Below are 22778 nucleotides of genomic sequence, written 5' to 3' on the forward strand. Positions count from 1 at the left end.
AAAACTATTTAGTAAGTAAGATGTAGTATGTTTTATCTCGATCAATCCTTTTCCCCGACCATATTTGATTCCATGATTCATATTCAGAGGGCATTTTGGATTCGTTATTAAGTGATAACAATATCATTCTGCACTGAATGTCCTTATTAGAATCAAATGCTTTTATACCCGAATAGTAATGAAGTAAATTTGTTTCATTAGGGCTAAAGTTATATGTGTATAAACAACTAGAGCTTTGGGAAAGTTGTTGTTTTACATCTTGAAAAACAGGCGCATAACTTTTTCTATTATCAATAAGGGGGCTCACAAGCATAATAAATGTTACCCATACCATAGTGATACCAATTGCCCAATTCGAGATTGCTGACCGATTTGAGATCTTTAGGTTAAAGATGATGTAAACCCATAAACCACTTATTAAAAAGGCAAAAATAAAATTTAAGAATTCAAATCTAACTTCATAGTTTCCAGATAGAAAGTAAATTCGATCATAAATTATCTCAGGAAAGCCTGTTACAGCTGCAAACCAAAAAAACCAAATAATAAAACCAAAAAAACCAAAAATTAATATACCAAACCAATTGAGAGCACTTGCTGAACTTCTTCTTAGTAAATCAATTCCACCTGCAGCAGCAACTGAAAACGGCAATAGAATTGGCATTAGATTTATTTGATCTATTTTGGCATTAAGAGAAAGTGTAAATAAGATTGATAATGAGAAAAACAAAGGTAAATGAATTTTTTTAAGTTGAAATATATTTCGAAAATTTTTAATTAAAATGAAGATAAAAAGTGGAAGAGCAGGCCAGGTAAACCACAATAAATTCTTAATATAAAAAAAGAATTCTTCACCATTTGGTGCATTTACTTTATTTAGCCATGAAAAAAAAATTTCTGGATTAGAGTTGTATAAAAGATATGTCCATGGGCTAATAATAATTAAAGCTATCAATGATGAAATAAAACAAAACAGATAGTAACGCTTATTTCTCCATTGTTTTATAAATAACATACTTAGCGCAGTTAAAAAAATACTTAGAAGGGATAAAACTCCATTCGACAAGAAGATTATTGATATACCAAAACCTAGCACTAAGCTAGCCCTAAAAGGCCTTCTATGGTAAAGCGCAAAACCATAAAGTGCCAAAGCGAAACCTAGTAGAGCTGCAACTTCTGGGCGAATACTATGAACATTGAAAATAAGTCCAATTGAAGCAATAAATATTAAACCTGCTTGTCTACCAAAACCAGTTCCCCATAACTCTCTTGTCATTAGACCTATACATACAAGAGTTAAACTTATCCATATAAAATTTGATAACCTGAGTGCATCATGAGGTGCAAGTATTGATGAAAAAATTTTAACAAAAGTTGCGCCAATGAAAGGATATAAGGGTGGATTATTAATTGAATCTTGACTAGCAGCTAAGGGAGCTATTATAGAATTACTTGAAACAATATCCATTACCATACTTACATTTTCAGATTCTGCAGGAATCCAAGGAGAATTGCCAACAAGACCAGTAAAAATCCATATAATTGCAAGCACTAAGAATAAATGAATTTTTGTTTTATCACCAAGCGTAGAGCGCGGTGATGACATATTTCCCTGCCAGTCATGATTTAATTCAAATTTCATATTTACAAATTATGACATAAAAAAAAAGGCAGATAACTGCCTTTTATTTAAATCATATTAAAAGCATTACATTCCATATTTTTGTTTGAATTTTTCTACACGTCCAGCAGTATCTAAAATCTTTTGCTTACCAGTATAAAAAGGATGGCATTTAGAGCAAACTTCGATATTTGTATCTTTTGCCATGGTTGATTTGGTTTTGAATGAATTACCACAACTACAAGTTACGGTTATTTCCGGATAATTTGGATGTAAATCTTTTTTCATAATTTTGTTTATTGCGTTTTATCTTTAATAATCATCGTATTTTATAGAAAGTTTTATAAAAATCAATATTTAATTGATTCATCAACTTCTTCGCATGCTGTCAAAAAAATCCGAGTTATTTTTTGTTGATCGAACTTTATCTAGGAGAAATTCCATCGCTTCTAGGTCATCCATAGGGTAAAGCAATTTTCTTAAAACCCATATTTTTTGCAGAACGTCAGAGGGAATAAGCAGCTCTTCTCTTCGGGTACTTGACTTATTCACATTGATCGCAGGATAAATTCTTTTTTCAGCCATCTTTCTTTCAAGATGGATTTCCATATTGCCCGTGCCTTTAAATTCTTCATAAATCACATCATCCATTCTTGACCCAGTCTCAACAAGAGCAGTGGCAAGAATTGTAAGTGAGCCACCTTCCTCAACGTTTCTTGCTGCACCAAAAAAACGCTTTGGTCTTTGAAGTGCATTTGCATCAACACCACCAGTTAAAACTTTTCCAGATGATGGAATAACAGTGTTATAAGCTCTTGCAAGCCTTGTAATTGAGTCTAAAAGAATAACAACATCTTTTTTATGCTCAACCAATCTTTTAGCTTTTTCTAGAACCATATCTGCCACTTGAACATGTCTCGTGGCTGGCTCGTCAAAAGTAGAGGCTACTACCTCACCCTTTACAGATCTTGACATTTCTGTAACTTCTTCTGGCCTTTCATCTATTAGTAAGACAATAAGGGAAACGTCGGAATGATTAGCTGTTATTGCATGAGCAATATTCTGTAACATAACTGTTTTACCACTTTTAGGACTTGCTACTATTAAACCCCTTTGGCCTTTTCCGATAGGTGCAACCATATCAATCACTCGACTTGTATTATTCTCCTCAACATTAGAATCTCTTTCTAAAGTTAGAGGTTTTGTTGGATGAATAGGGGTAAGGTTTTCAAACAGAATCTTATTTTTTGTATTTTCAGGTGCGTCATTATTTACTTTATCAACCTTGACTAGGGCAAAGTAACGTTCGCTATCCTTTGGAGTTCTAATTTCACCAGCAATCGTATCTCCAGTATGTAGATTAAATCTTCGAATTTGTGAAGGTGAAACGTATATATCTGCTGGACCTGCTAGGTATGAAGAATCGGAAGATCTTAAAAACCCAAATCCATCTTGCAGCACCTCTAGAGTGCCATCACCAATTAACTTATCACCATTTTTAGCTTTATTCTTTAGTATCGCAAAAATTAAGTCTTGCTTACGCATTCTTCCAGCATTTTCAATTTTGTCAGAGTTTGCTAAATCAACTAGTTCTGTTACAGGAAGGTGTTTAAGATCAGATAAATGCATATTTTTTTAGATTGTACTGTCAATAAAAGCTGTTAGTTGTGATTTAGATAAAGCACCTTTTTTATCAGCCTCAAAGTTACCATCTTTAAAGATGATTAGAGTAGGTATTGCTCGAACTGCGAACTGGGCAGCAATCTTTTGATTTTCGTCTATATTTATTTTTGCAACAATTACCTTGCCATCATAGTCCTTAGAAATATCATCTAATATAGGTGCAATTGCTTTACAAGGACCACACCACTCAGCCCAAAAATCGACTAAAACAGGTAGTTTTGCTTGAAGAACTTTTTCTTCAAATTGGTCATCTGTAACGTGAATAATATTGCTCATATATATTGAATTTTGTTACTAAGGCTTGATTTTAATTGTTAAGGGTTACTCTCAGAATATTGTAATGATAATTGAAACTATAAGGTTTATCAATAACTAATTTATTTCCTTACCATCATTGTTTTTATTTACGACGTTTGATTTGTAAGAATTATCAATTTCAAATAAAGGGACAACTTTTTTAACACCCCTTGATGATTGTGCGATTGATACAGCTTTATCTACTTCTTGTTGGTTTAAAATACCCATTAAGTATACTGCCCTTTCCTCAGTGAATACTTTCAAGTGCAATATTGAGAGTGGCGTTTGATTCTTTTCGTCTTCAGCAAATACTCTAGATATAACATTACTTGTGATGGCGATATCGTTTGCAATTCCTTTCACTGTATTCTCAGGCCCTACTGTCATATAGTTTTTAACTTTTTTTACATTTTCCATATTAGTAACGATACTAAATATTTTATCTATAATTTCTTGATTTGGTGATTGTCCAGTAATAAGAATAACCTGATTGTAACTAACAAAATTTACCCTAAATTCACCTTCGACATCTTGTGTCTTTATTACTGTCTGCCATTCAAGTTTTTCATCAGTAATTTGGGACTCAGTGGTTCTCCTATCTGAATATGATGTTGGTCCGCCAAGAATTCCAGCGGCGCAACCAGACAAAAGAAATGTAACTGACAGAATTAAGGATATTAAAAAATAATTTGATTTGGAATACATAAAATAAATTATATACTTAAAGGATAAATTTTATATTAAATTGATTAAAAATTATAATTAAATCATTTAAATGAGCTCAACCCTTTATATTGTCGGAACACCAATAGGAAACCTAGAAGATATCTCATCAAGAGCCCTAAAGATTTTAAAGAGCGTTGATATAATTGCCTGCGAAGATACAAGGCATTCCAAAAATTTGCTATCTAAATACTCTATAAAGAAGAAACTCCTCTCTTTACATCAGCATAATGAAGAAAAGAAGACCAGTTTGTTGATCAAAGAAATAGAGTGTGGTAAAGCAATAGCCTATATTTCCGATGCAGGTACACCAGGCATTAGTGATCCAGGAGCTTATTTAGTAAAAAAGGCCTTAGAATCAAAAATTAAAGTAGTTCCAATACCAGGAGCCTCATCAATTACTACAGCATTTTCAGCTGCTGGAATAGTTGCAACTCAATTTAATTTCTATGGATTTTTACCAAATACTGATACCAAAAGTAGAAAAGTTATTAAACAATTTCAAGATAGTCAATTTACCTCAGTTTTTTTTGTTTCGCCGCATAGGATTCTTAAAACCTTAGAGCTACTAGAAGAAATTTATGATTCGGCGCAGGAGGTTTTTATTGGTCGTGAATTAACAAAGATATACGAAACTATTTATAAAGAAAATTTGAATGATTTATTAATAAAATTCAGAAAGGAAAAACATAACCTTAAGGGCGAGTTTGTGATTATTATAGAGGGGGTAGAGCAGGAACAAAAAAACTCAAGCAACATTGAGGCAGAAAATGCTCTTAGAATAATGCTTAATGAATTAAGTTTGAACCAGTCTGTAAAACTAGTTTCACAGATTTTTAAAATTAAGAAAAATGAAATATATAACTTAGCTTTAGGAATAAAAAATAATGATAAATGAGTTAATTATTCCAAGACCTGATGATATGCACCTTCACCTCAGGGAAGGAAAAATGTTAAAGGTAGTAAGTCAACATTCAGCAAGCCAGTTTGGAAGAGCTATTATTATGCCTAACCTAAAAAACCCGATTATAAATACTGAGTTAGCACACATATATTATGATGAGATTAAAAAACATACTAAAACTTATCAATTTGAACCTTTAATGACTATTTATTTCAATGAAGGACTGACTTTGAAAGAATTAAAAGAAATCAAAGCATCTTCAAAAATCATTGGTATTAAGCTTTATCCTAAAGGTGTTACGACAAATTCAAGTGAGGGCATAGACTCTTTCGAGTCAGGATATAAAATTTTTGAAATGATGGAGGTGTTGGACATTCCTCTGCTTATTCATGGGGAGGTAAATGACAAAAGTGTAGATATATTTGATCGAGAAAGAATATTCATTGAAAAGCATTTATCAAGAATCCATAAAGAATTTCCAGAGCTTAGAATAGTGTTAGAGCATATTTCAACAAAAGATTCTACTGAGTTTGTAAAAGACTCAAGTAATAAAATTGCAGCTACCATTACCCCCCAACACCTTCTTTATAATCGAAATGAATTATTTTTAGGTGGGTTAAGACCACATGCATTTTGTTTACCAGTTTTAAAAAGAGAGGAACATAGAGTTGCAGTTCTAAATGCAGCGATATCTGGTAACCCAAAATTCTTTCTTGGTACAGATAGTGCCCCTCATAAAAGAACTGAAAAAGAAAGTAGTTGTGGGTGTGCAGGAATATATTCTGCATTAAATGCAATGGAGATTTACGCTGAAATATTTGATCAGAATAATGCTATTGAGAAATTAGAAAATTTTTGTAGTAAATTTGGAGCTGACTTTTATAAGCTCAATCAAAGTAAAGAGAAATTAAAATTAACTAGATCTAAGAATAAAGTTCCAACCATTATTAAAATTGATAATGGCGATGTTGTTCCCTTGTTGGCAGGTCAAGAAATTGGTTGGAATTGTTCTAATATTTAATAAATTTCGGTGATAAAATATTATTAAGTTGACCTGACAGTCACTACACTTTTGTGTAGAGGAAAGTCCGGGCTCCTAGAGCAGGGTGATGGCTAACAGCCATACATCGTGAGATGAGGAATAGGGCCACAGAGACGAGCGTATTTAGTTACGGTGAAACGCGGTAACCTCCACCCGGAGCAAGGCCAAATAGGATGACATTAGCACGGCTCGTGTTGTCATCGGGTAGGCTGCTTGAGCATATAAGCAATTATATGCCTAGATGAATGACTGTCCAAGACAGAACCCGGCTTATAGGTCAACTTACCTTCTTCTTATAAATCATTGTTATATATAGATTTAAAATTAAAAAGCGCTTGCATTGCGCTTTTTTTTTACCTATAGTGTCTTTGTTAGGGAAAAAGTGGTAATTTGTGGGAAATTGCTTAGTAAGGCTAAGGGTATTAAGTAATTTCTCACCTTTTTCTCAGGTAAAGAGGTGCTACTTATGTATAGAGGCGCAACACGAATAAACTTAGATGGAAAAAATAGGATTGCGATCCCTACAAAGTATCGTGAAAAAATTCTTATTGAGTCATCAGGCCTACTAGTCCTAACCGCACATATTTACAAATGTTTACTCTTATATCCCCAGTTTGCATGGGAGCCGATTCAAGAAAAAATAATGAATCTATCAAGCTTTGAAAAAAAATCTAGTGGGCTTCAGAGACTATTAGTCGGATTTGCAGAGGATATCACTCTTGATAAAGCAAATAGAATGCTGATTCCCGCCGAATTAAAAAATTATGCTGAAATAGATAAAAATGCAATTTTCATTGGTCAGGGAAGTCATTTTGAAATTTGGAATTGCGATCATTACTATGAACACTTAGCCCAAATAAACATCACTGAAGAAAATGATTTTCCGGACGAACTTAAGGGCTTTTCATTATGAGTAAACATATTCCTGTCATGCTTCATGAGTCGATAATAGCATTAAACATTATTCCAAATGGTTTTTATATAGATTGCACCTTCGGAAGAGGTGGTCATTCAAAAGAAATACTAAAGAAATTAAATGATGACGGAAGATTGTTAGCACTAGATAAAGATTTAGAAGCCGTTAAAGAAGGGGAAACTATTAAAGACAAGCGTTTTGAGATAGTACACGCATCTTTCAAAGACCTAAATAATATTCTAAAAAAAAAAATTTCCAAAAACCTAATGGAATTCTTATGGATTTAGGAATCTCATCACCTCAAATTGACGAAGCAGAACGCGGCTTTAGTTTTAATTTAGATTCAAAGCTCGATATGAGGATGAATCAAAGTCAAAAATTAACCGCTTCAGAAATTATCAATCATTTTGATTATGATGAATTAGTAAGGATTTTATACGAGTATGGTGAGGAAAAATTTGCAAAAAAAATTGTTAGGGAAATTGTTAAATATAGAGAGGAAGAAGGAAAAATATCAAGAACAACTGAATTAGCAGACATAGTAAAAAAAGCTATCCCAAAATTCGATTCAAAAAAAAATCCAGCAACAAAAACATTCCAAGCGATAAGAATAAAGGTAAATGAAGAGCTTTCAGAGATCGAGCAGGTTTTACCTATAGCATTCGAAGCTCTAGAAAAAAATGGGAGGCTGGCAGTTATTAGTTTTCATTCACTTGAAGATAGAATTATTAAAAATTTTATTAAAAATAAATTGAATACGGACACAGTGCCTAAGAAAGTTCCAATTTTTCAAAAACAAATTAAATCAGCCCCTATAAAGGTTATTCAAAAACTCCAAACACCCTCAGATGGTGAAGTATTAAAAAATAAGAGAGCAAGAAGTTCAAAGTTACGTGTGATAGAAAAAATTTCGGAGGAAGGGTGAAGTTGAACCTAATACTTTTCTCTTTATTAATAATATTCGCATTAGTGAAAATAAATGCCCATCATCTATATCGCGTTAATCACCATGCCCTAGAAATAGAGAAACGAAAAACGATTGATTTAAAGGACGAGCAGAATCAGCTATTAATTCAGGAATCTTCAAAATCTGGTAACGGAAGAATCTCAGAATATGCAAAAAGTAAATTAAAAATGAATCCGCCAGAAAAAAAACAGAAAAGAATAATTAAATGAGATCAAAAATGAAAAAGAATCATGAATTTTTTGAGCTCTCAAAATTCAGAAGGCGTTTCATGCTTCTTGTTCTTCTGACTCTATTTTGTATATTATTTTCTCGTGCCTTTTTTCTTCAAGGGATGCAAAAAGACTTTTTACAACAAGAGGGTTTTGAAAGAAGTAATCGTAATATTGAGCTATATGCCTATAGAGGAAAAATTTATGACAGAAATAATCAGATACTAGCTGCGAGTGAAACAGTAAGAAGTATTACTATGGAGCCAAATAGGGTTCAATTTAAGAAGGGAGATAAAAATAAATTAGCTAACCTCTTGGGAGTAAAAATAAAGTTCTTAAATAAAAAATTAAAGAGTAAGCGAAATCATATCTACCTAAAAAGAAAGGTCGATCCAAAAATTGCTTCTAAAATTTTAGCCTTAAAAATTCCAGGAATTAGTACCGAAAAAGACTATAGACGAACTTACCCAGACCAAGAAATATCTGCACATGTAGTTGGATTTTCTGGAAATGATGGGAATGGTCTGGAGGGGGTTGAATATAAGAAAAATGATTTTTTATCGGGTACACATGGGTATAAAAAGATTTTAATTGATGCAAGGAGAAGGGTGGTTGATAATCTAAGTGAAGTAAGTGTTCCAGTTGATGGGAAAGATGTACATTTAACTATTGATAAACGGCTTCAACACATAGCCTTTCAATCCCTTAAAAAAACAATTAGTGATTCTGAAGCAATTTCTGGTTCTGCCATTCTTATTGATTCTAAAACAGGCGAAATTTTAACAATGGTAAATTATCCATCATTTAACCCAAATGAAAGAATGAGGACGAGGAGTCCTTTTGTAAAGAATAGAGTCATTACTGATGCTTTTGAACCAGGTTCAACAATGAAACCAATTAGTATTGCAGCTGCTTTAGAAAAAAGGGTAGTAAACGTTAATACAAAAATAGATACAGGCAACGGGTTTTATAAAGTTGGACGAACGCAGATAACTGATACAAAGCCACATGGCGTTATATCTGTTAAAGAAATACTTCAAACATCATCAAATATTGGCGTTACTAAAATTGCGGAAAAATTAAGCAAAAAATATTTATGGCAAACATACTCTAATTTTGGTATTGGTAATTTAACAGGGGCTAGCCTCCCAGGGGAATCGAAAGGCGTAATGCGTAACTATAGCTCATGGAAGGCACGAGATCATTTTAGTGCAAGTTATGGGTATTCAGTGAGTACAACAGTTGCTCAACTTGCTAGAGCTTATACGCCTTTTGCTAATAAAGGGGAGATAAAGAACTTAAGGCTATTTAAAAATGATCCAATAAAAATTGGACAGCGTGTTTTGTCTGTAAGAACCTCAGAGGCTGTTTTAAAAATTATGGAATCTGTTACGGAAGAGGGAGGGACTGCAATTCAAGCATCAATCCCAGGCTATCGAGTTGCAGGAAAAACAGGAACTGCTAGACAGTTTGTTAAGGGAGTGGGTTATGGAAAGCCAGGAGAAAGAAAATATAATGCTTCGTTTGTTGGGCTCGCACCTGCCTCTAATCCGAAGTTTATAATGGCTATTACAATTGAAGACCCATCAAAAGGTTCTAATTATGGTGGAGTTGTAGCAGGGCCTATTTTCAGAAGAGTAGTTTCAGAGGCACTAAAAATATACTCAATTCCTCAAGATGAAATAGAAATAAAAGATGAGATCGATAATGAAAAAAAAGAGATATGAAAAATGAATTAGAGATTTTTTTAGAGCAATTTGATAAGTTGACTCTAGATTCAAGACAAATTTCTAAAAATACAGTTTTTATTGCTTACCCTGGTATGAAATTTGATGGAAGAGACTTTATTGAACAGGCGGTAAATAATGGTGCAAATGGAATTGTATTTGAATCCGAAAATTATAAAAAAAAATTAAATCTAAGTGTCCCTTCAATCGCGATCAAAGGTCTTAAAAATAAACTTTCTTCAATTGCAGACAAATTTTATGACTATCCATCAAAAAAATTATCAATTATTGGAATTACGGGGACTAATGGTAAAACAACATCTGCTTATTGGTTAACGCAATGTTTAAATCATCTAGGGAGCAAAACAGCATTTATAGGGACCCTTGGATACGGAGATGCAGAGGATTTTAAAAAAACACAGAATACTACTCCAAGTGCAATAGATCTTCAGTATGTAATAAAAGATTTATACAAGAAAAAATATAAAAATATTGCAATGGAAGTCTCATCTCATGGAATAAATGAGAATAGAATAAATAATATTGATTTCAATGAAAGATTATTTACAAATCTCACTAGAGATCATCTGGATTACCATAAGACAATGAAAGCCTACGCAGATGTAAAAAGAAAATTTATGTTGGATGGTAACAATGCGAGCATCATAGTTAATATTGATGACAAAGTTGGGGAGTCAATTTTTAAAAAATCTACCTTACCAAGTAAACAGAAAATAAGTTTCTCAATTCATAAGAAGTCAAAGATTCAAGCAACTGATATAAGTCAAAATAATAATAATTTAAAATTTAATCTTAGCTATTACGGAGAAAACTTCCCCATTACATTTAAATTAAGTGGCTATTTTAATGTCTATAACGTATTAGGTGTCGTTGGTTGTTTAAGTGCAAGAGGGTATGAAATAAAACAAATAATTGATAGCCTTAAGTGTATAAAAGTAGTTCCAGGGAGATCCGAATATATAATAAGTAATGATGGTCTTCCGTCAGTAATGATTGATTATGCTCATACAGATGATGCATTAGAAAATATTTTAAAAAGTGTGAAAAATAATCAATTCAGAAAAATACTATTAGTTTTTGGCGCTGGTGGAGGAAGGGATAAAGGTAAGAGGAAAGCAATGGCTAGAATTGCTGAGAAGTTCGCTGATCGATGCATCATTACAACCGATAACCCAAGAAATGAAAACCCAATGGACATCATTAAAGATATTAGTAGTCACTTTAATAAAAAGCCGATAGAAATTATTGATAGAAAAGAAGCTATATGTAAGTCAATTGAAATAGCTAGTAAGGAAGACCTTGTAGTCATTGCGGGAAAGGGAAATGAGGAATTTCAAGAAATAGGCAGTCAAAAAAAATATTTTTCTGACAGAGAAGTGGTTGAAAAATTTTTAAAAGAAAGGAAATCAAAAAATTAATATATCTATTCAAGATATTTATGAAGCAGTTTTAGGTAAAAATCCTAAGTCTATAGAATTTCTCAAAAAGAAATTTCATTCAATTAGCATTAATTCAAAAAAAATAAAAAAAAATGACATATTTGTTGCGATAAAAGGCCTGAATTATGACGGGCATGACTATGTCAATGAAGCTTTTAAAAATGGAGCAATAGCGGCAATAATTTCAAATGAAAAAAAAGTTTCTAGTAATACAATATTAGTAAACGATACAAAGAAATCATTAGCAGACATTGCCTCTTTTATTTTAAAGAAATTTAATCCATTTATAATTGGAATAACTGGAAGCAATGGCAAGACAACTACGAAGGAAATAATTAAATCCATATTAGATTCAAATTATGGTCAAAATAAAATCCTAGCCACGCATGGAAATTATAATAATGATATTGGACTTCCGCTTACTATCTTTAATCTAAATTCATCTCATAACCATATAGTGCTTGAAATGGGTATGAGTCACGCCAATGAAATTAGTTATTTAGCTAATATTGCTCCTCCAAATTTAGCTGTGATTACAAATATTGGCGAAGCTCATATTGAAAATTTTAAAAATAGAGAAGCGATAGCAAGCGAAAAAAAAGATATTTTGCGAAATCTTCAAGCTAATGGAGTAGCAATATTGCCCAAAGAAAGTGAATTTTTTAATTTTTTAGCAAAGGATTTGAAAAATATAAAAGTATTATCTTTCGGTATTGAAAAGGATGCTGATATCACTTGTAAATTTTTAAATAGTAAAAAAATTCTTATCAAAACTCCTAAATATGACCTTGAGATAAAGCCTAAATTATTAGGGCATAATAATATTTCAAATATTTTAGCCGCCGTAGCATGTGCTTATCAGTTAAAAATAAACCCGATAAAAATTAAGCAAGGTATTGAAAATGTAAGGCCCATCCCTGGTCGATTAGAGTTAAAGGTGGGGAAACAAGGAACAGCAATAATAGATGATACATATAATGCAAACCCATCAGCATTTCAATCAGCCATAGAAGTTCTTGATGGATTTCAAGGAAAAAAAATTTTAGTCATTGGAGATATGGCTGAACTAGGGGAAAATTCAAGAATATATCATCAAGAGCTTTCCAGATTGATTAAAGAGACTAAAATAGATATTACATTAGGTGTAGGAAAATACGTCAAAGAAGTAATAACATTACTTGATGGAAAAAATACTTGGTTCAATAGTAAGGACGGATTAGTTAAGTATTTATATTCTTGTATGAAAGATTCAACTATTCTTGTAAAGGGATCAAGGTCAATGAAGATGGAAGAGATTGTAGAAAAATTAATAAAGTAGTTGAGAAAGTAAATTATGTTATACGAATTTCTAAAATGGCTATCAAATGATTACACGATGTTGAATATATTCAACTATCTATCCTTACGTGCAGTTTTATCCGTAATTACGGCGCTAACAATTTCATTTATATTTGGGGGCTGGTATATAAAAAAATTAGGTGACTATAGTTTTGGACAATATGTTCGAGCGAATGGCCCCACTACACATATTGAGAAAATGGGCACACCCACGATGGGAGGCGGATTAATTTTAATATCAATTTTAGTATCAACATTATTATGGGCAGATCTTTCGAATACTTATATATGGCTTATGATTTTCGTAACAACATCGTTTGGTGCGATTGGCCTAGTTGATGACTACAGTAAAATAAAACATAAAAATTCTGACGGAATGTCGGCACTAACCAAATACTTTTTACAGTCAATTGTTGCTATCGTTGTCGCCTTGTACCTTTTCTTAAATGCAAATACCTCGCAAGAGACTTCTCTGCTGGTTCCATTTATTAAAGATTTGAGTATACCGTTAGGCTTTATTGGATTTATAGCTTTGACTTATTTGGTTGTAGTGGGCAGTAGTAATGCCGTTAACCTAACAGATGGGTTAGATGGGTTAGCAATCATGCCAGCTGTAATGATCATTAGTGCCCTAGGTATTTTTGCTTATTTAGGGGGTAATGTTATTTTCTCGGATTATTTAGATATACCCTATATTAAAGGTGCCGGTGAGCTAGTTATCTATTGTGCAGCCCTTGCGGGTGCTGGTCTCGGTTTTCTTTGGTTTAATGCATACCCTGCAGAGGTATTTATGGGAGATCTTGGTTCTCTGTCTATTGGTGCTGCAATGGGGACGATTGCAGTTATTGTACGACAAGAAATTGTCTTGCTAATTATGGCAGGTATTTTTGTAGTAGAGACAATTTCCGTCATGCTACAAGTTTCTTACTTTAGATATTCAAAGAAAAAATATGGCAAAGGAAGAAGAATTTTTTTAATGGCACCATTGCATCACCACTTTGAAAAAAAAGGGTGGAAAGAAACGCAAGTTGTTGTTAGATTTTGGATCATAACAATGATGCTTGTTCTTATTGGTCTTGCAAGCCTTAAAATTCGTTAATGGAAATAAAAAAAAAATCAGAAGTTTCAGCACTCGAAGAAATTAAGCATATTTTAGTTGTCGGTTTGGGAAAGTCAGGCTTATCCTGTATCGATTATTTAACAAAGCAAATAAAATTCAAAAAAAAATTATTTAAAATTAGTGTCTATGACAAAAATAAAACAGTAAAAGAACAACGGAGTCTGTTAAAAGATCTAGACATTATAGAAGTTTATTCGGGTGATATAAAATTTGAATTTTTAGATAAAAAGTCTCATGTATTTTTAAGTCCAGGAGTCAGCCTGGCAGAAGTAAATAAATTTAATCAAAAATTTAGCATCATCAATGATATCTCTTTATTTCTAGAACATTTGTCAGATAATTCAAATAATTTGAAAGTCATTGGTATCACAGGAACAAATGGAAAGACAACCACCTGTTTATTCCTCGAGCATTTATTAATAAAGGCTGGTTATAAGGCTAAGTCATCTGGAAATATTGGCAATTCGCCTTTAGATTTAATTAGCAAGTTAGAAAGTCTTGAGGTTGTAGTTCTTGAAATTTCAAGTTTTCAATTAAACCCCTTCAAAAAAAATGGATTTCCAGGTAAGAAAATTGATGTAGGAGTTTTTCTTAATTTTACTGAAGATCATTTAGATATGCATGTCAGTATAGATGATTACCTACAATCAAAATTAGCTTTATTAAAATCAAGCAAAAGGCACGTTATTAATGAGGATTTAATGAAAAAACTACCTAAGCGGTTCAAAGATATAACATTCATGCATATTGATGGAGGTAATATAAAGAATGAGTTTTCAGAAAAAATATCACAAGAAAAATATGTAATTTGTTCTATTGAAGATAGTAAATTTATTATTAATAATAATAATAATTTTAAGGTGTGTATTAAAGAATCCAAATTATTAGGTAATCATAATGAATTAAATATTGCTGCAGCATTTGCAGCATTTAGGTGTCTAGATATATCTTTTTCAAATTATCAAGATGTTATAAAGAGCTTTAATGGCGCTCCCCACCGTATCGAATGGATAAGGGATGTAAATGGCATTAAATTCTATAATGATTCTAAAGCTACGAACGTGGCATCAACTATTGCAGCATTACAATTTTTTAAGGGCGAAAATATTTTTTTAATTGCTGGAGGTGATAGCAAACGATTATCTATAGAACCATTAAAAAAATATTTAAATAAAAATGTATCCCATCTATTTTTAGTTGGTAAAGATGCTTTAGTAATTAAGAAAATATTTGTAAAACTAAATAATCTAAAAATTTTTATATGTAAAGATCTGACCGTTGCTGTATCTGAAGCATTTGATCATGCTACTGTAGGAGATATTATTCTGCTATCCCCATCTTGCTCAAGTCACGATATGTACCAAAATTATGTTGAGCGGGGTGAGCACTTTAACAAAATAGTACGCTCATTAAAAAATTGAAAATATTTTCAGCACAAACTAATTATAATTTACCAATTTATGATTATCATCTGATATGGGCCTCACTTCTTCTTTTAGGCGCTGGACTTGTAATGGTTTATTCCTCTTCAGTGGACATAGCAGCAAGTAGTAAAGCACTAAACTTTAATAGTTACCATTACTTAATAAGGCAGTCCATATATATATTATTAGGTTTTATCTTTGGATATATTGCATTCTTGATTCCTCTATATTTTTGGCAGAAAATTGCTCCCATTTTATTTATATTTGGATTGATTTTATTGGTATTAGTTTTGGTCCCTGGGGTTGGTAAAGAGGTGAATGGGAGTAGAAGATGGATATCATTGATTATAATTAATTTTCAACCTTCAGAGCTTGTGAAGCTTTTTACTGTAATGTACGCCTCAGATTATGTCTTAAGAAAATCTAAACAAATGAGGACCATAGTGAAAGGTTTTTTACCTATGTTGGGAATAATTGTTCTTACAGGATTCCTTCTTCTCTTAGAGCCTGATTTTGGAGCATTTACTGTAATTACAGTAATAGCGATGGGGCTTCTTTTCTTAGGGGGCCTTACATATAAAATATTTTTTAGTTTATTGTTTTTTGCACCAATAAGTATCTACTACCTTATTACATTGCAACCATATAGGCTCGATAGAATTATTGGATTTTTGGATCCATGGGACGACCCACTAGGTAAAAGTTACCAATTGACGCATTCATTAATGGCGTTTGGTAGAGGTGAATTTTTTGGCTCAGGACTAGGAGCAAGTGTAGAAAAATTACAATATTTACCAGAGGCACACACTGACTTTATACTGGCAGTCATAGGCGAAGAATTTGGTTTGTTGGGAGTCTCTATAATAATAATTTTATTCGCATTTCTAGTTGTTAGGATGTTTGGAATTGCTAAAGAATCCATCCAAAATAAGAAGCCATTTTCTGCATTAATGGCACAAGGTATTGGGTTATGGTTTGGGATACAGGGCATAATAAATATGGGAGTAAATTTAGGACTTTTCCCTACAAAGGGGCTCACACTTCCGCTTTTGTCATATGGAGGAACAGGTATTTTGATAAACATGATTGCTATTGCGATTGTACTTAAAATTGATTACGAGAATAGAAGAAATATGCGAGGGCAATTTTATTAAAAAAGTAAATATTACAATTGCGGCAGCAGGAACTGGGGGGCATATAAACCCTGGTATCGCTATTGCAGATAATCTTCAAATGGATGGATATAATATTTCATGGCTTGGAACCCCAAAGGGAATGGAAAATAAGTTAATAGACAAAAATAAATTTCAATTTTTTGCATTATCAATTTCCGGTATACGGAATAAAGGATTATTAAAACTAATACAGTTACCCTTTATTTTGACAATTTCGACAATTCAGGCTGTAAAGGCACTTAAAATTACAAAGACAAAATTATTGATTGTTATGGGGGGTTATGTTTCCTTGCCAGCAGCATTGGCGGCTAAAATTTTAAACATAAAACTTATTGTGCACGAACAAAACTCAATACCTGGATTAACAAACAAAATTTTATCTTTCATCTCTAATCAAAACTTTTCAGCCTTTCCGAATAGTTTAAGAAAATCAAAAATAATAGGTAACCCTATAAGGAAAGAGATAGAACAGGTAAGAAATCCAAAAAAAAGATTTTTTAATAGAAAAGGCCCTTTGAGGATCCTTATTTTTGGAGGTAGCCTGGGGTCAAAATCATTCAATCAGCTCTTACCATTTATTTTTAAAAAAATAAATGAAAATAATAAACTATCAATTATTCATCAATCTGGCGAAAAAATGTTTGAATTATTAAAAGAAAGCTATAAGGGCGCAGACTTCAAAGTTGAAACCAGAAAGTATATTTTTGATATGGAAAAAAAGTATAATTGGGCAGACATTGTGATTGCAAGGTCAGGCGCATTAACAGTTTCAGAGTTGATTACTTCTGGATCTGCCAGTATATTAATTCCCTATCCATTTGCTGTTGATGACCACCAATTTTTTAATGCAAAAATTCTCAAGGATGCAGGTGCCGCAGAAATTATAAGAGAAAAAGACCTAGAAGAAAAATTAGTATTTAATTTGGCAAAGTTAAACAGAAAAAAATGTGAAAATATGGCACTAAAAGCAAAAGAATTGCACAGATATGATGCATGTGCCGAGGTTCGAAAGGTATGTAATACATTACTTAAATGAAAAACAAAATAAAAAGAATACACTTTATAGGAATTGGTGGATCCGGCATGAGTGGTATCGCGGAGGTGATGCAAACACTAGGCTTCACTGTAACTGGATCTGACCTGGCAATTTCAGATACAATAAAATCACTTAAGAAATTAGGCATCAAAGTTTACTCCGAACATAATAAAGCAAATATAAAAAAAGTTGATACGATCGTATTTTCAAATGCAATTTCAAGAAATAACCCTGAATTAATAGAAGCGAAAAAAAATAAAGTACCAATGATCTCAAGGGCTGAAATGTTATCTGAATTGATGCGGTTTAAAAGGGGAATTGCAGTTGCAGGAACGCATGGAAAAACAACCACCACAAGTTTAATAGCCTCGATATTAACCGAAGCAAAAATTGACCCTACTTACGTTATTGGTGGAAGATTAAATTCCATGCTAAAGAATGCAAAGCTTGGTAAGAGTGATGTAATCATTGTTGAAGCTGATGAATCAGATGCATCATTTCTTCACCTAAACCCAATTAACAGCGTCGTCACAAACATAGATAAAGATCACCTTGAAAACTATCATGGTGATTTTGAAACGCTAAAACAAACATATATAGATTTTATTCACCAAGCACCATTTTATGAAAATATTTTTTTATGTATTGACGATAAAATTTTAAAATCGCTAATACCTAAAATTTTAAGACCTATAGTGACCTACGGCACATCCAAAGAGGCACAAATTAGAGCAATAGATATCACTCATGAAGGCAGAAAAGTAAAATTTAAAGTAATTGATAATAAATACACAAAAAAAAGATTTACGGTCTCAATAAATTTTCCTGGAGAACATTTTGTTAGAAATACGCTTGCTGCAATTGCTGTAGCGCTTGAGTATCAAGTATCCATAAAAGATATAAAAAATGCCTTAAGCAAATTTAATGGCGTAGGAAGAAGATATGATGTATATAAAAATATTTGTAAGAACAAAAAAAATCTTACTGTTATAGATGACTATGGGCACCACCCCACTGAAATTGAAGCGGTAATTAAGGCAACAAAAAAAGCATTTCCTAGACGCGAAATAAATTTAGTTTTCCAACCACATCGATATACCCGGACAAGAGATTGTTTTGATGAATTAGCTAGAGTCCTTCAGCTGCCTAATAAAACTTTTTTATTTGATATTTATTCTGCAGGAGAGTCAGAAATAAACCAAATCTCATCTCAAAATATAATAAAAAAAATAAAACAAAAAAAAGGAACATACCTGAATAATTTTGCTGAGGCAGAAAAGGCAATTTTAAAAAAAATTAATACAAATTCAATAGTCCTTATTATGGGGGCGGGAAATATTTCTGAATTCGTTAAGTCCTTTGTAGAGGATTAAGATGGAACCGAATAAGGTATATAAGAATGTGAGTCTTACAAAATTTAATAGCTGGAAGGTGGGCGGTAAAGCAGAAAATTTTGTAATTTGCTCTGATATTAGCTTCTTGTGCCAATTAATTAAGAATAAAAAGGTGCAAAGGCCGATAAAATTTATTGGGTTAGGATCAAATATTCTTGTTAGAGATAGTGGAGTCAAAGGGACAACTATCGTAATGCATAAAGGCTTGAATAACTTTTTTAAAGAGGAGGGGTTATTTTATTCTGAAGCTGGGTTAAGTTGCTCTAAATTTTCAAAATTGATAGCTAAAGAAGGGCACAGCGGTTCAGCTTTTCTATCAGGCATTCCAGGAACAATTGGAGGAGCATTAGCAATGAATGCAGGGTGTTATGGATCTGAAATATGGAGTTTTGTTAAAAAAGTAAAGATGATAAATGCTGATGGAGATTTAATTGAGCGGAATCCAAATGAGTTTAAAGTAGGGTATCGGAAAATTCAAAAGAAGAACGAAGCAGAGAATTTTGTTGGCGCTTGGTTCTCTTTTTCAAAAGGAAAAAAATTAGAAGCTGAGGAGAGTATAAGGAAATTATTGTCTCATAGAAAAAGTACACAACCACTAAGCTGGCCCTCAGCTGGATCGACTTTCAAAAATCCTGATAATAATCATGCGGCCAAACTTATTGAGGATTGTGGTTTAAAGGGATTTAAAATTGGTGATGCTAAAATTTCGGAAAAACATGCAAATTTTATTATCAACTTGGGTGCAGCAAGAGCGAAGGATATAGAAGATCTAATTAAACACATAAAAAAGATTGTTTTTAAAGAGACAAAAATTAAATTGATTCCGGAAGTAGAAATCATTGGAGATGTTTAATGAATAAAGACACTTTCGGTAAGGTTGCTGTTCTTTTGGGAGGCACCTCAAATGAAAGAGAAATTTCAATTAATAGCGGGAAATCTGTTCTAAAAGCTCTTAAGCGAAATGGTATTGATGCGACTGGGATTGATCCTAAAACTGATAATGTAGAACAATTAAAATTATTCGATCGAATTTTTATTTGTCTTCACGGAAAAGATGGTGAGGATGGAAAAATACAAAAGTATTTAGATAGTTTGAAAATTCCATATACAGGAAATGGTGCAGCGGCTTCTTCACTTTGTATGAACAAATATTTAGCAAAAAAACAATGGGCAAAAGACAATGTCTCAACCCCACTATTTATGTTGGCAAATTCGCCAGATGATTACACAATTCTAAGAAAATATTTTGGTAATGAATTTATTTTGAAACCTGCTTCATCAGGATCGAGTTTAGGCGTCAGTATAGTAAAAAATAATAATGAGTATATGGAAGCTTTTGATAACGCATCTAAAATAGATTCAACCATAATTGCTGAAACTTATGTAAGTGGAAATGAATATGCTATTCCAATTTTAAATAATACAGCACTACCCATTATAGAAATTAAACCTAAAACAAACTTTTATAATTTTGATGCAAAATATAACCGTCAAGATACAGAGTTTATTTGCCCCGCTAACTTATCGAATGAATTTGTTGAAAGAATTAATGAAAAATCACTTGATGCTTTTTTTTCATTAGGGTGCACTGGTTACGGCAGAGTGGATTTTATGATTGACGATAAGAAAGAATTATTTTTTATTGAAGTTAATACCATACCTGGATTCACTGACCATAGCTTGATGCCGATGTCTGCAAAAGTCATAGGAAAAAATTTTGATGATTTAGTGCTTGATATATTGGGTGAAACATGTGATTAATTCTCTTTCAATTATAAAAAGAGTAACGTATTTGGTTTTTGTATTAATTTTTGTATGCGTTATTTTTTTAGTGAATCATATCTTTAACCACGCAAATCTTCCTATTAATGAAATTTTAATAAAAGGGCAATATCAACATATTGATAGAGAACAAATCAATTTAATTACAGAAGAATACGTCCAAGGAAATTTTTTTAATGTGAATTTATATGAGGCTAGATCAGCTTTTAAGCAGCTACCTTGGGTAAGGGATGTTGATTTGAGAAGAAAATGGCCAGATCAATTAGAGATAACTATCGAAGAACATAAACCCATTGCTAGGTGGGAGGGGACTGGATTGGTTAACGATAAAGGCGAAATATTTATTGCTTCTACAGAGGAAAATTTACCCATTTTTGTGGGGCCAGAGAATTTTGTAAAGGAGATGACGATTAAATTTAGAGAAATTAATAAAATTTTAGCTAAAGAATTAATACATATCAGTATAATTAAACTTTCTGAAAGACTTTCATGGGAAATTAAAACAAATAACTTTATAAGGGTAGTTTTAGGAAAGAAAAATGTATCCTCTAGAGTTAAAATTTTTATTAAAAACTATCAATTTGTATTAGCAGAATTAAAAAGCGAGATCGATTATGTTGATATGCGTTACAGAGATGGATTCTCTGTTAGAAAAACAAAAAAGAAAAATAAAGACAAAACATTGAATAACACAATCTAATGATTAAAAATAAAGACGAAAATAACCTTATTGTTGCCCTTGATGTTGGCACATCGAAGATTGTCGTTATAGTAGCTGAGTTACTTCCAGATGGTGTTCTAAAAATTATTGGCCTAGGGCAACATGTCTCCAAAGGTTTGAAAAAAGGCGTTGTTGTTAACATAGAAAGTACAATGCAAGCAATACAGAGGGCTGTTGAAGAAGCTGAATTAATGGCTGATTGTAAAATTAAGGATGTCTATACGGGCATAGCTGGTAGTCATATTAAAAGCCTAAATTCCCATGGCATGGTAAAAATAAAAGATTCAGAAGTTTCTCAAATGGATATTGATAGAGTCATTGAAACAGCTCAAGCGATAACATTACCACCTGACCAACAAGTTTTACATATCCTTACTCAAGAATATGTCGTCGATCAACAACACGATATAATTGAGCCAATTGGAATGAGTGGAATGAAGTTAGAAGTAAAGGTACATATTATTACCGGAGCAGTTGCTGCAGCACAAAATATTATTAAATGTATTAAGCGCTGTGGTTTAGATGTGACGGAGCTAGTTTTACAACCTCTAGCTTCTGCTGAAGCAGTTCTTACAAAGGATGAGCGAGATCTGGGCGTATGTCTTGTTGATATTGGTGGTGGTACAACAGATATTGCAGTTATTAAAAATGGACAGATTCAACATACGGTTGTGATTCCTATAGCAGGTGATCAAGTTACTAACGACATATCAGTTGCATTTAGAACGCCAAATCAATCAGCAGAGGATATCAAAATTAACCACGGATCAGCGATGACTAACATGGCTTCTGCTAATGAAATTATTGAAATTCCTTTGGTTGATGGCAGAGATCCAAAAAAGATAACAACACTTTCCCTAGCTCAAGTTATTCAACCGAGAATGGAAGAACTTTTTAATTTGATAAAAAATGAATTGATTAGAAGTAAAACGATGGATGTAATTTCATCTGGAATTGTTATTACAGGGGGTTCGTCAATGTTAAATGGTGCAGTTGAATTGGCAGAGTCAATTTTTGATGCCCCAGTTCGTTTAGGTTTACCAAGAGATATTGATGGTTTGCTGGAGGTTATTGAAAATCCAAGGTATGCGACAGGTGTTGGTCTTCTTAAAATGGGTAAAGAGGATAAAGACAAAGATACTAATTTGCATTTGGATGGGAATACAATAACTAATATACTTAAAAAGATGAAGTTATGGTTTCAAGGAAATTTTTGATACTTTCAAGAAAAATAAGGGTAAT

Annotated in this window: 23 protein-coding genes and 1 other RNA gene; 19 read left to right on the top strand and 5 right to left on the bottom strand. The window is 32.4% G+C overall.

Annotation, left to right across the window (positions count from 1 at the left end; translation table 11 throughout):
* Positions 1-4: 4 nt before the first annotated feature.
* From K6112_05530 to K6112_05550, 5 genes are all read right to left on the bottom strand, one after another.
* Positions 5-1639 carry a hypothetical protein gene (locus K6112_05530; GenBank protein QZP17486.1) on the bottom strand — a complete coding sequence of 545 codons (1635 nt, stop codon included), beginning with the start codon at positions 1637-1639 and terminating at the stop codon, positions 5-7.
* Between the two features lie 66 nt (positions 1640-1705).
* On the bottom strand, positions 1706-1906 hold the full coding sequence (gene rpmE, locus K6112_05535; GenBank protein QZP17487.1) for a 50S ribosomal protein L31: 201 nt from the start codon (positions 1904-1906) through the stop codon (positions 1706-1708).
* Positions 1907-1987: 81 nt separating this feature from the next.
* Complete coding sequence (rho, locus tag K6112_05540) at positions 1988-3247, bottom strand: transcription termination factor Rho (GenBank protein ID QZP17488.1); 1260 nt, start codon at positions 3245-3247, stop codon at positions 1988-1990.
* A 6-nt stretch (positions 3248-3253) separates the two neighbouring features.
* On the bottom strand, positions 3254-3577 hold the full coding sequence (gene trxA / locus K6112_05545) for a thioredoxin TrxA (GenBank protein ID QZP17489.1): 324 nt from the start codon (positions 3575-3577) through the stop codon (positions 3254-3256).
* Between the two features lie 96 nt (positions 3578-3673).
* Complete coding sequence (locus K6112_05550; GenBank protein ID QZP17490.1) at positions 3674-4303, bottom strand: BON domain-containing protein; 630 nt, start codon at positions 4301-4303, stop codon at positions 3674-3676.
* A 70-nt stretch (positions 4304-4373) separates the two neighbouring features.
* Between K6112_05550 and rsmI the strand changes: the two genes are divergently transcribed.
* The 19 genes from rsmI to ftsA all read left to right on the top strand — a co-directional run bounded on the left by rsmI (position 4374) and on the right by ftsA (position 22753).
* A complete protein-coding gene (rsmI, locus tag K6112_05555; GenBank protein QZP17491.1) occupies positions 4374-5219 on the top strand; it encodes a 16S rRNA (cytidine(1402)-2'-O)-methyltransferase in 846 nt (281 codons plus the stop codon).
* Entirely contained in the window at positions 5209-6246 is a 1038-nt protein-coding gene (pyrC, locus tag K6112_05560) for a dihydroorotase (GenBank protein ID QZP17492.1), read from the top strand. Before rsmI ends, pyrC begins: the two co-directional genes overlap by 11 nt.
* A 24-nt stretch (positions 6247-6270) precedes the next feature.
* An RNA gene (rnpB, locus tag K6112_05565) (RNase P RNA component class A) lies at positions 6271-6556 on the top strand.
* A 177-nt stretch (positions 6557-6733) separates the two neighbouring features.
* On the top strand, positions 6734-7180 hold the full coding sequence (mraZ, locus tag K6112_05570; protein ID QZP17493.1) for a division/cell wall cluster transcriptional repressor MraZ: 447 nt from the start codon (positions 6734-6736) through the stop codon (positions 7178-7180).
* Positions 7177-7470 carry a 16S rRNA (cytosine(1402)-N(4))-methyltransferase gene (gene mraW, locus K6112_05575; protein QZP17494.1) on the top strand — a complete coding sequence of 98 codons (294 nt, stop codon included), beginning with the start codon at positions 7177-7179 and terminating at the stop codon, positions 7468-7470. The genes mraZ and mraW overlap by 4 nt, the downstream gene beginning before the upstream one ends.
* The gene (gene rsmH / locus K6112_05580; protein QZP17495.1) at positions 7461-8108 is read left to right on the top strand and encodes a 16S rRNA (cytosine(1402)-N(4))-methyltransferase RsmH; all 648 of its coding nucleotides are present in this window, start codon (positions 7461-7463) and stop codon (positions 8106-8108) included. Before mraW ends, rsmH begins: the two co-directional genes overlap by 10 nt.
* Entirely contained in the window at positions 8105-8359 is a 255-nt protein-coding gene (gene ftsL / locus K6112_05585; GenBank protein QZP17496.1) for a cell division protein FtsL, read from the top strand. Before rsmH ends, ftsL begins: the two co-directional genes overlap by 4 nt.
* A complete protein-coding gene (locus K6112_05590) occupies positions 8356-10086 on the top strand; it encodes a penicillin-binding protein 2 (protein QZP17497.1) in 1731 nt (576 codons plus the stop codon). The genes ftsL and K6112_05590 overlap by 4 nt, the downstream gene beginning before the upstream one ends.
* Positions 10083-11525 carry a UDP-N-acetylmuramoyl-L-alanyl-D-glutamate--2,6-diaminopimelate ligase gene (locus K6112_05595; protein QZP17498.1) on the top strand — a complete coding sequence of 481 codons (1443 nt, stop codon included), beginning with the start codon at positions 10083-10085 and terminating at the stop codon, positions 11523-11525. The genes K6112_05590 and K6112_05595 overlap by 4 nt, the downstream gene beginning before the upstream one ends.
* Positions 11521-12864, top strand: coding sequence for a UDP-N-acetylmuramoyl-tripeptide--D-alanyl-D-alanine ligase (locus tag K6112_05600; GenBank protein ID QZP18496.1), 1344 nt, complete (start codon positions 11521-11523; stop codon positions 12862-12864). Before K6112_05595 ends, K6112_05600 begins: the two co-directional genes overlap by 5 nt.
* Before the next feature lie 15 nt (positions 12865-12879).
* Positions 12880-13983, top strand: a complete 1104-nt coding sequence (mraY, locus tag K6112_05605; protein ID QZP17499.1) for a phospho-N-acetylmuramoyl-pentapeptide-transferase — start codon at positions 12880-12882, stop codon at positions 13981-13983.
* The gene (gene murD / locus K6112_05610) at positions 13983-15425 is read left to right on the top strand and encodes a UDP-N-acetylmuramoyl-L-alanine--D-glutamate ligase (protein QZP17500.1); all 1443 of its coding nucleotides are present in this window, start codon (positions 13983-13985) and stop codon (positions 15423-15425) included. The genes mraY and murD overlap by 1 nt, the downstream gene beginning before the upstream one ends.
* Entirely contained in the window at positions 15422-16582 is a 1161-nt protein-coding gene (gene ftsW / locus K6112_05615) for a putative lipid II flippase FtsW (GenBank protein ID QZP17501.1), read from the top strand. The genes murD and ftsW overlap by 4 nt, the downstream gene beginning before the upstream one ends.
* Positions 16539-17639 (top strand): undecaprenyldiphospho-muramoylpentapeptide beta-N-acetylglucosaminyltransferase, encoded by a 1101-nt coding sequence (gene murG, locus K6112_05620; GenBank protein ID QZP17502.1) that lies wholly within the window; start codon positions 16539-16541, stop codon positions 17637-17639. Before ftsW ends, murG begins: the two co-directional genes overlap by 44 nt.
* Complete coding sequence (gene murC, locus K6112_05625) at positions 17636-19012, top strand: UDP-N-acetylmuramate--L-alanine ligase (protein ID QZP17503.1); 1377 nt, start codon at positions 17636-17638, stop codon at positions 19010-19012. The genes murG and murC overlap by 4 nt, the downstream gene beginning before the upstream one ends.
* A gap of 1 nt (position 19013) precedes the next feature.
* Positions 19014-19886, top strand: coding sequence for a UDP-N-acetylmuramate dehydrogenase (murB, locus tag K6112_05630; GenBank protein QZP17504.1), 873 nt, complete (start codon positions 19014-19016; stop codon positions 19884-19886).
* A complete protein-coding gene (locus tag K6112_05635) occupies positions 19886-20794 on the top strand; it encodes a D-alanine--D-alanine ligase (protein ID QZP17505.1) in 909 nt (302 codons plus the stop codon). Before murB ends, K6112_05635 begins: the two co-directional genes overlap by 1 nt.
* A gap of 70 nt (positions 20795-20864) precedes the next feature.
* The gene (locus K6112_05640; protein QZP17506.1) at positions 20865-21515 is read left to right on the top strand and encodes an FtsQ-type POTRA domain-containing protein; all 651 of its coding nucleotides are present in this window, start codon (positions 20865-20867) and stop codon (positions 21513-21515) included.
* On the top strand, positions 21515-22753 hold the full coding sequence (ftsA, locus tag K6112_05645; GenBank protein QZP17507.1) for a cell division protein FtsA: 1239 nt from the start codon (positions 21515-21517) through the stop codon (positions 22751-22753). The genes K6112_05640 and ftsA overlap by 1 nt, the downstream gene beginning before the upstream one ends.
* Positions 22754-22778: the final 25 nt, after the last annotated feature.

This window comes from Methylophilales bacterium, assembly GCA_019823025.1.
In the GTDB taxonomy this organism is placed as follows: domain Bacteria; phylum Pseudomonadota; class Gammaproteobacteria; order Burkholderiales; family Methylophilaceae; genus BACL14.

What these genes read in the sequence shown, in the direction of transcription:
- K6112_05530 (QZP17486.1), bottom strand. Translation starts at nt 1,639, where the DNA reads ATGAAATTTGAATTAAATCATGACTGGCAGGGAAATATGTCATCACCG.
- rpmE (QZP17487.1), bottom strand. Translation starts at nt 1,906, where the DNA reads ATGAAAAAAGATTTACATCCAAATTATCCGGAAATAACCGTAACTTGT.
- rho (QZP17488.1), bottom strand. Translation starts at nt 3,247, where the DNA reads ATGCATTTATCTGATCTTAAACACCTTCCTGTAACAGAACTAGTTGAT.
- trxA (QZP17489.1), bottom strand. Translation starts at nt 3,577, where the DNA reads ATGAGCAATATTATTCACGTTACAGATGACCAATTTGAAGAAAAAGTT.
- K6112_05550 (QZP17490.1), bottom strand. Translation starts at nt 4,303, where the DNA reads ATGTATTCCAAATCAAATTATTTTTTAATATCCTTAATTCTGTCAGTT.
- rsmI (QZP17491.1), top strand. Translation starts at nt 4,374, where the DNA reads ATGAGCTCAACCCTTTATATTGTCGGAACACCAATAGGAAACCTAGAA.
- pyrC (QZP17492.1), top strand. Translation starts at nt 5,209, where the DNA reads ATGATAAATGAGTTAATTATTCCAAGACCTGATGATATGCACCTTCAC.
- mraZ (QZP17493.1), top strand. Translation starts at nt 6,734, where the DNA reads ATGTATAGAGGCGCAACACGAATAAACTTAGATGGAAAAAATAGGATT.
- mraW (QZP17494.1), top strand. Translation starts at nt 7,177, where the DNA reads ATGAGTAAACATATTCCTGTCATGCTTCATGAGTCGATAATAGCATTA.
- rsmH (QZP17495.1), top strand. Translation starts at nt 7,461, where the DNA reads ATGGATTTAGGAATCTCATCACCTCAAATTGACGAAGCAGAACGCGGC.
- K6112_05590 (QZP17497.1), top strand. Translation starts at nt 8,356, where the DNA reads ATGAGATCAAAAATGAAAAAGAATCATGAATTTTTTGAGCTCTCAAAA.
- K6112_05595 (QZP17498.1), top strand. Translation starts at nt 10,083, where the DNA reads ATGAAAAATGAATTAGAGATTTTTTTAGAGCAATTTGATAAGTTGACT.
- mraY (QZP17499.1), top strand. Translation starts at nt 12,880, where the DNA reads ATGTTATACGAATTTCTAAAATGGCTATCAAATGATTACACGATGTTG.
- murD (QZP17500.1), top strand. Translation starts at nt 13,983, where the DNA reads ATGGAAATAAAAAAAAAATCAGAAGTTTCAGCACTCGAAGAAATTAAG.
- murC (QZP17503.1), top strand. Translation starts at nt 17,636, where the DNA reads ATGAAAAACAAAATAAAAAGAATACACTTTATAGGAATTGGTGGATCC.
- murB (QZP17504.1), top strand. Translation starts at nt 19,014, where the DNA reads ATGGAACCGAATAAGGTATATAAGAATGTGAGTCTTACAAAATTTAAT.
- K6112_05635 (QZP17505.1), top strand. Translation starts at nt 19,886, where the DNA reads ATGAATAAAGACACTTTCGGTAAGGTTGCTGTTCTTTTGGGAGGCACC.
- ftsA (QZP17507.1), top strand. Translation starts at nt 21,515, where the DNA reads ATGATTAAAAATAAAGACGAAAATAACCTTATTGTTGCCCTTGATGTT.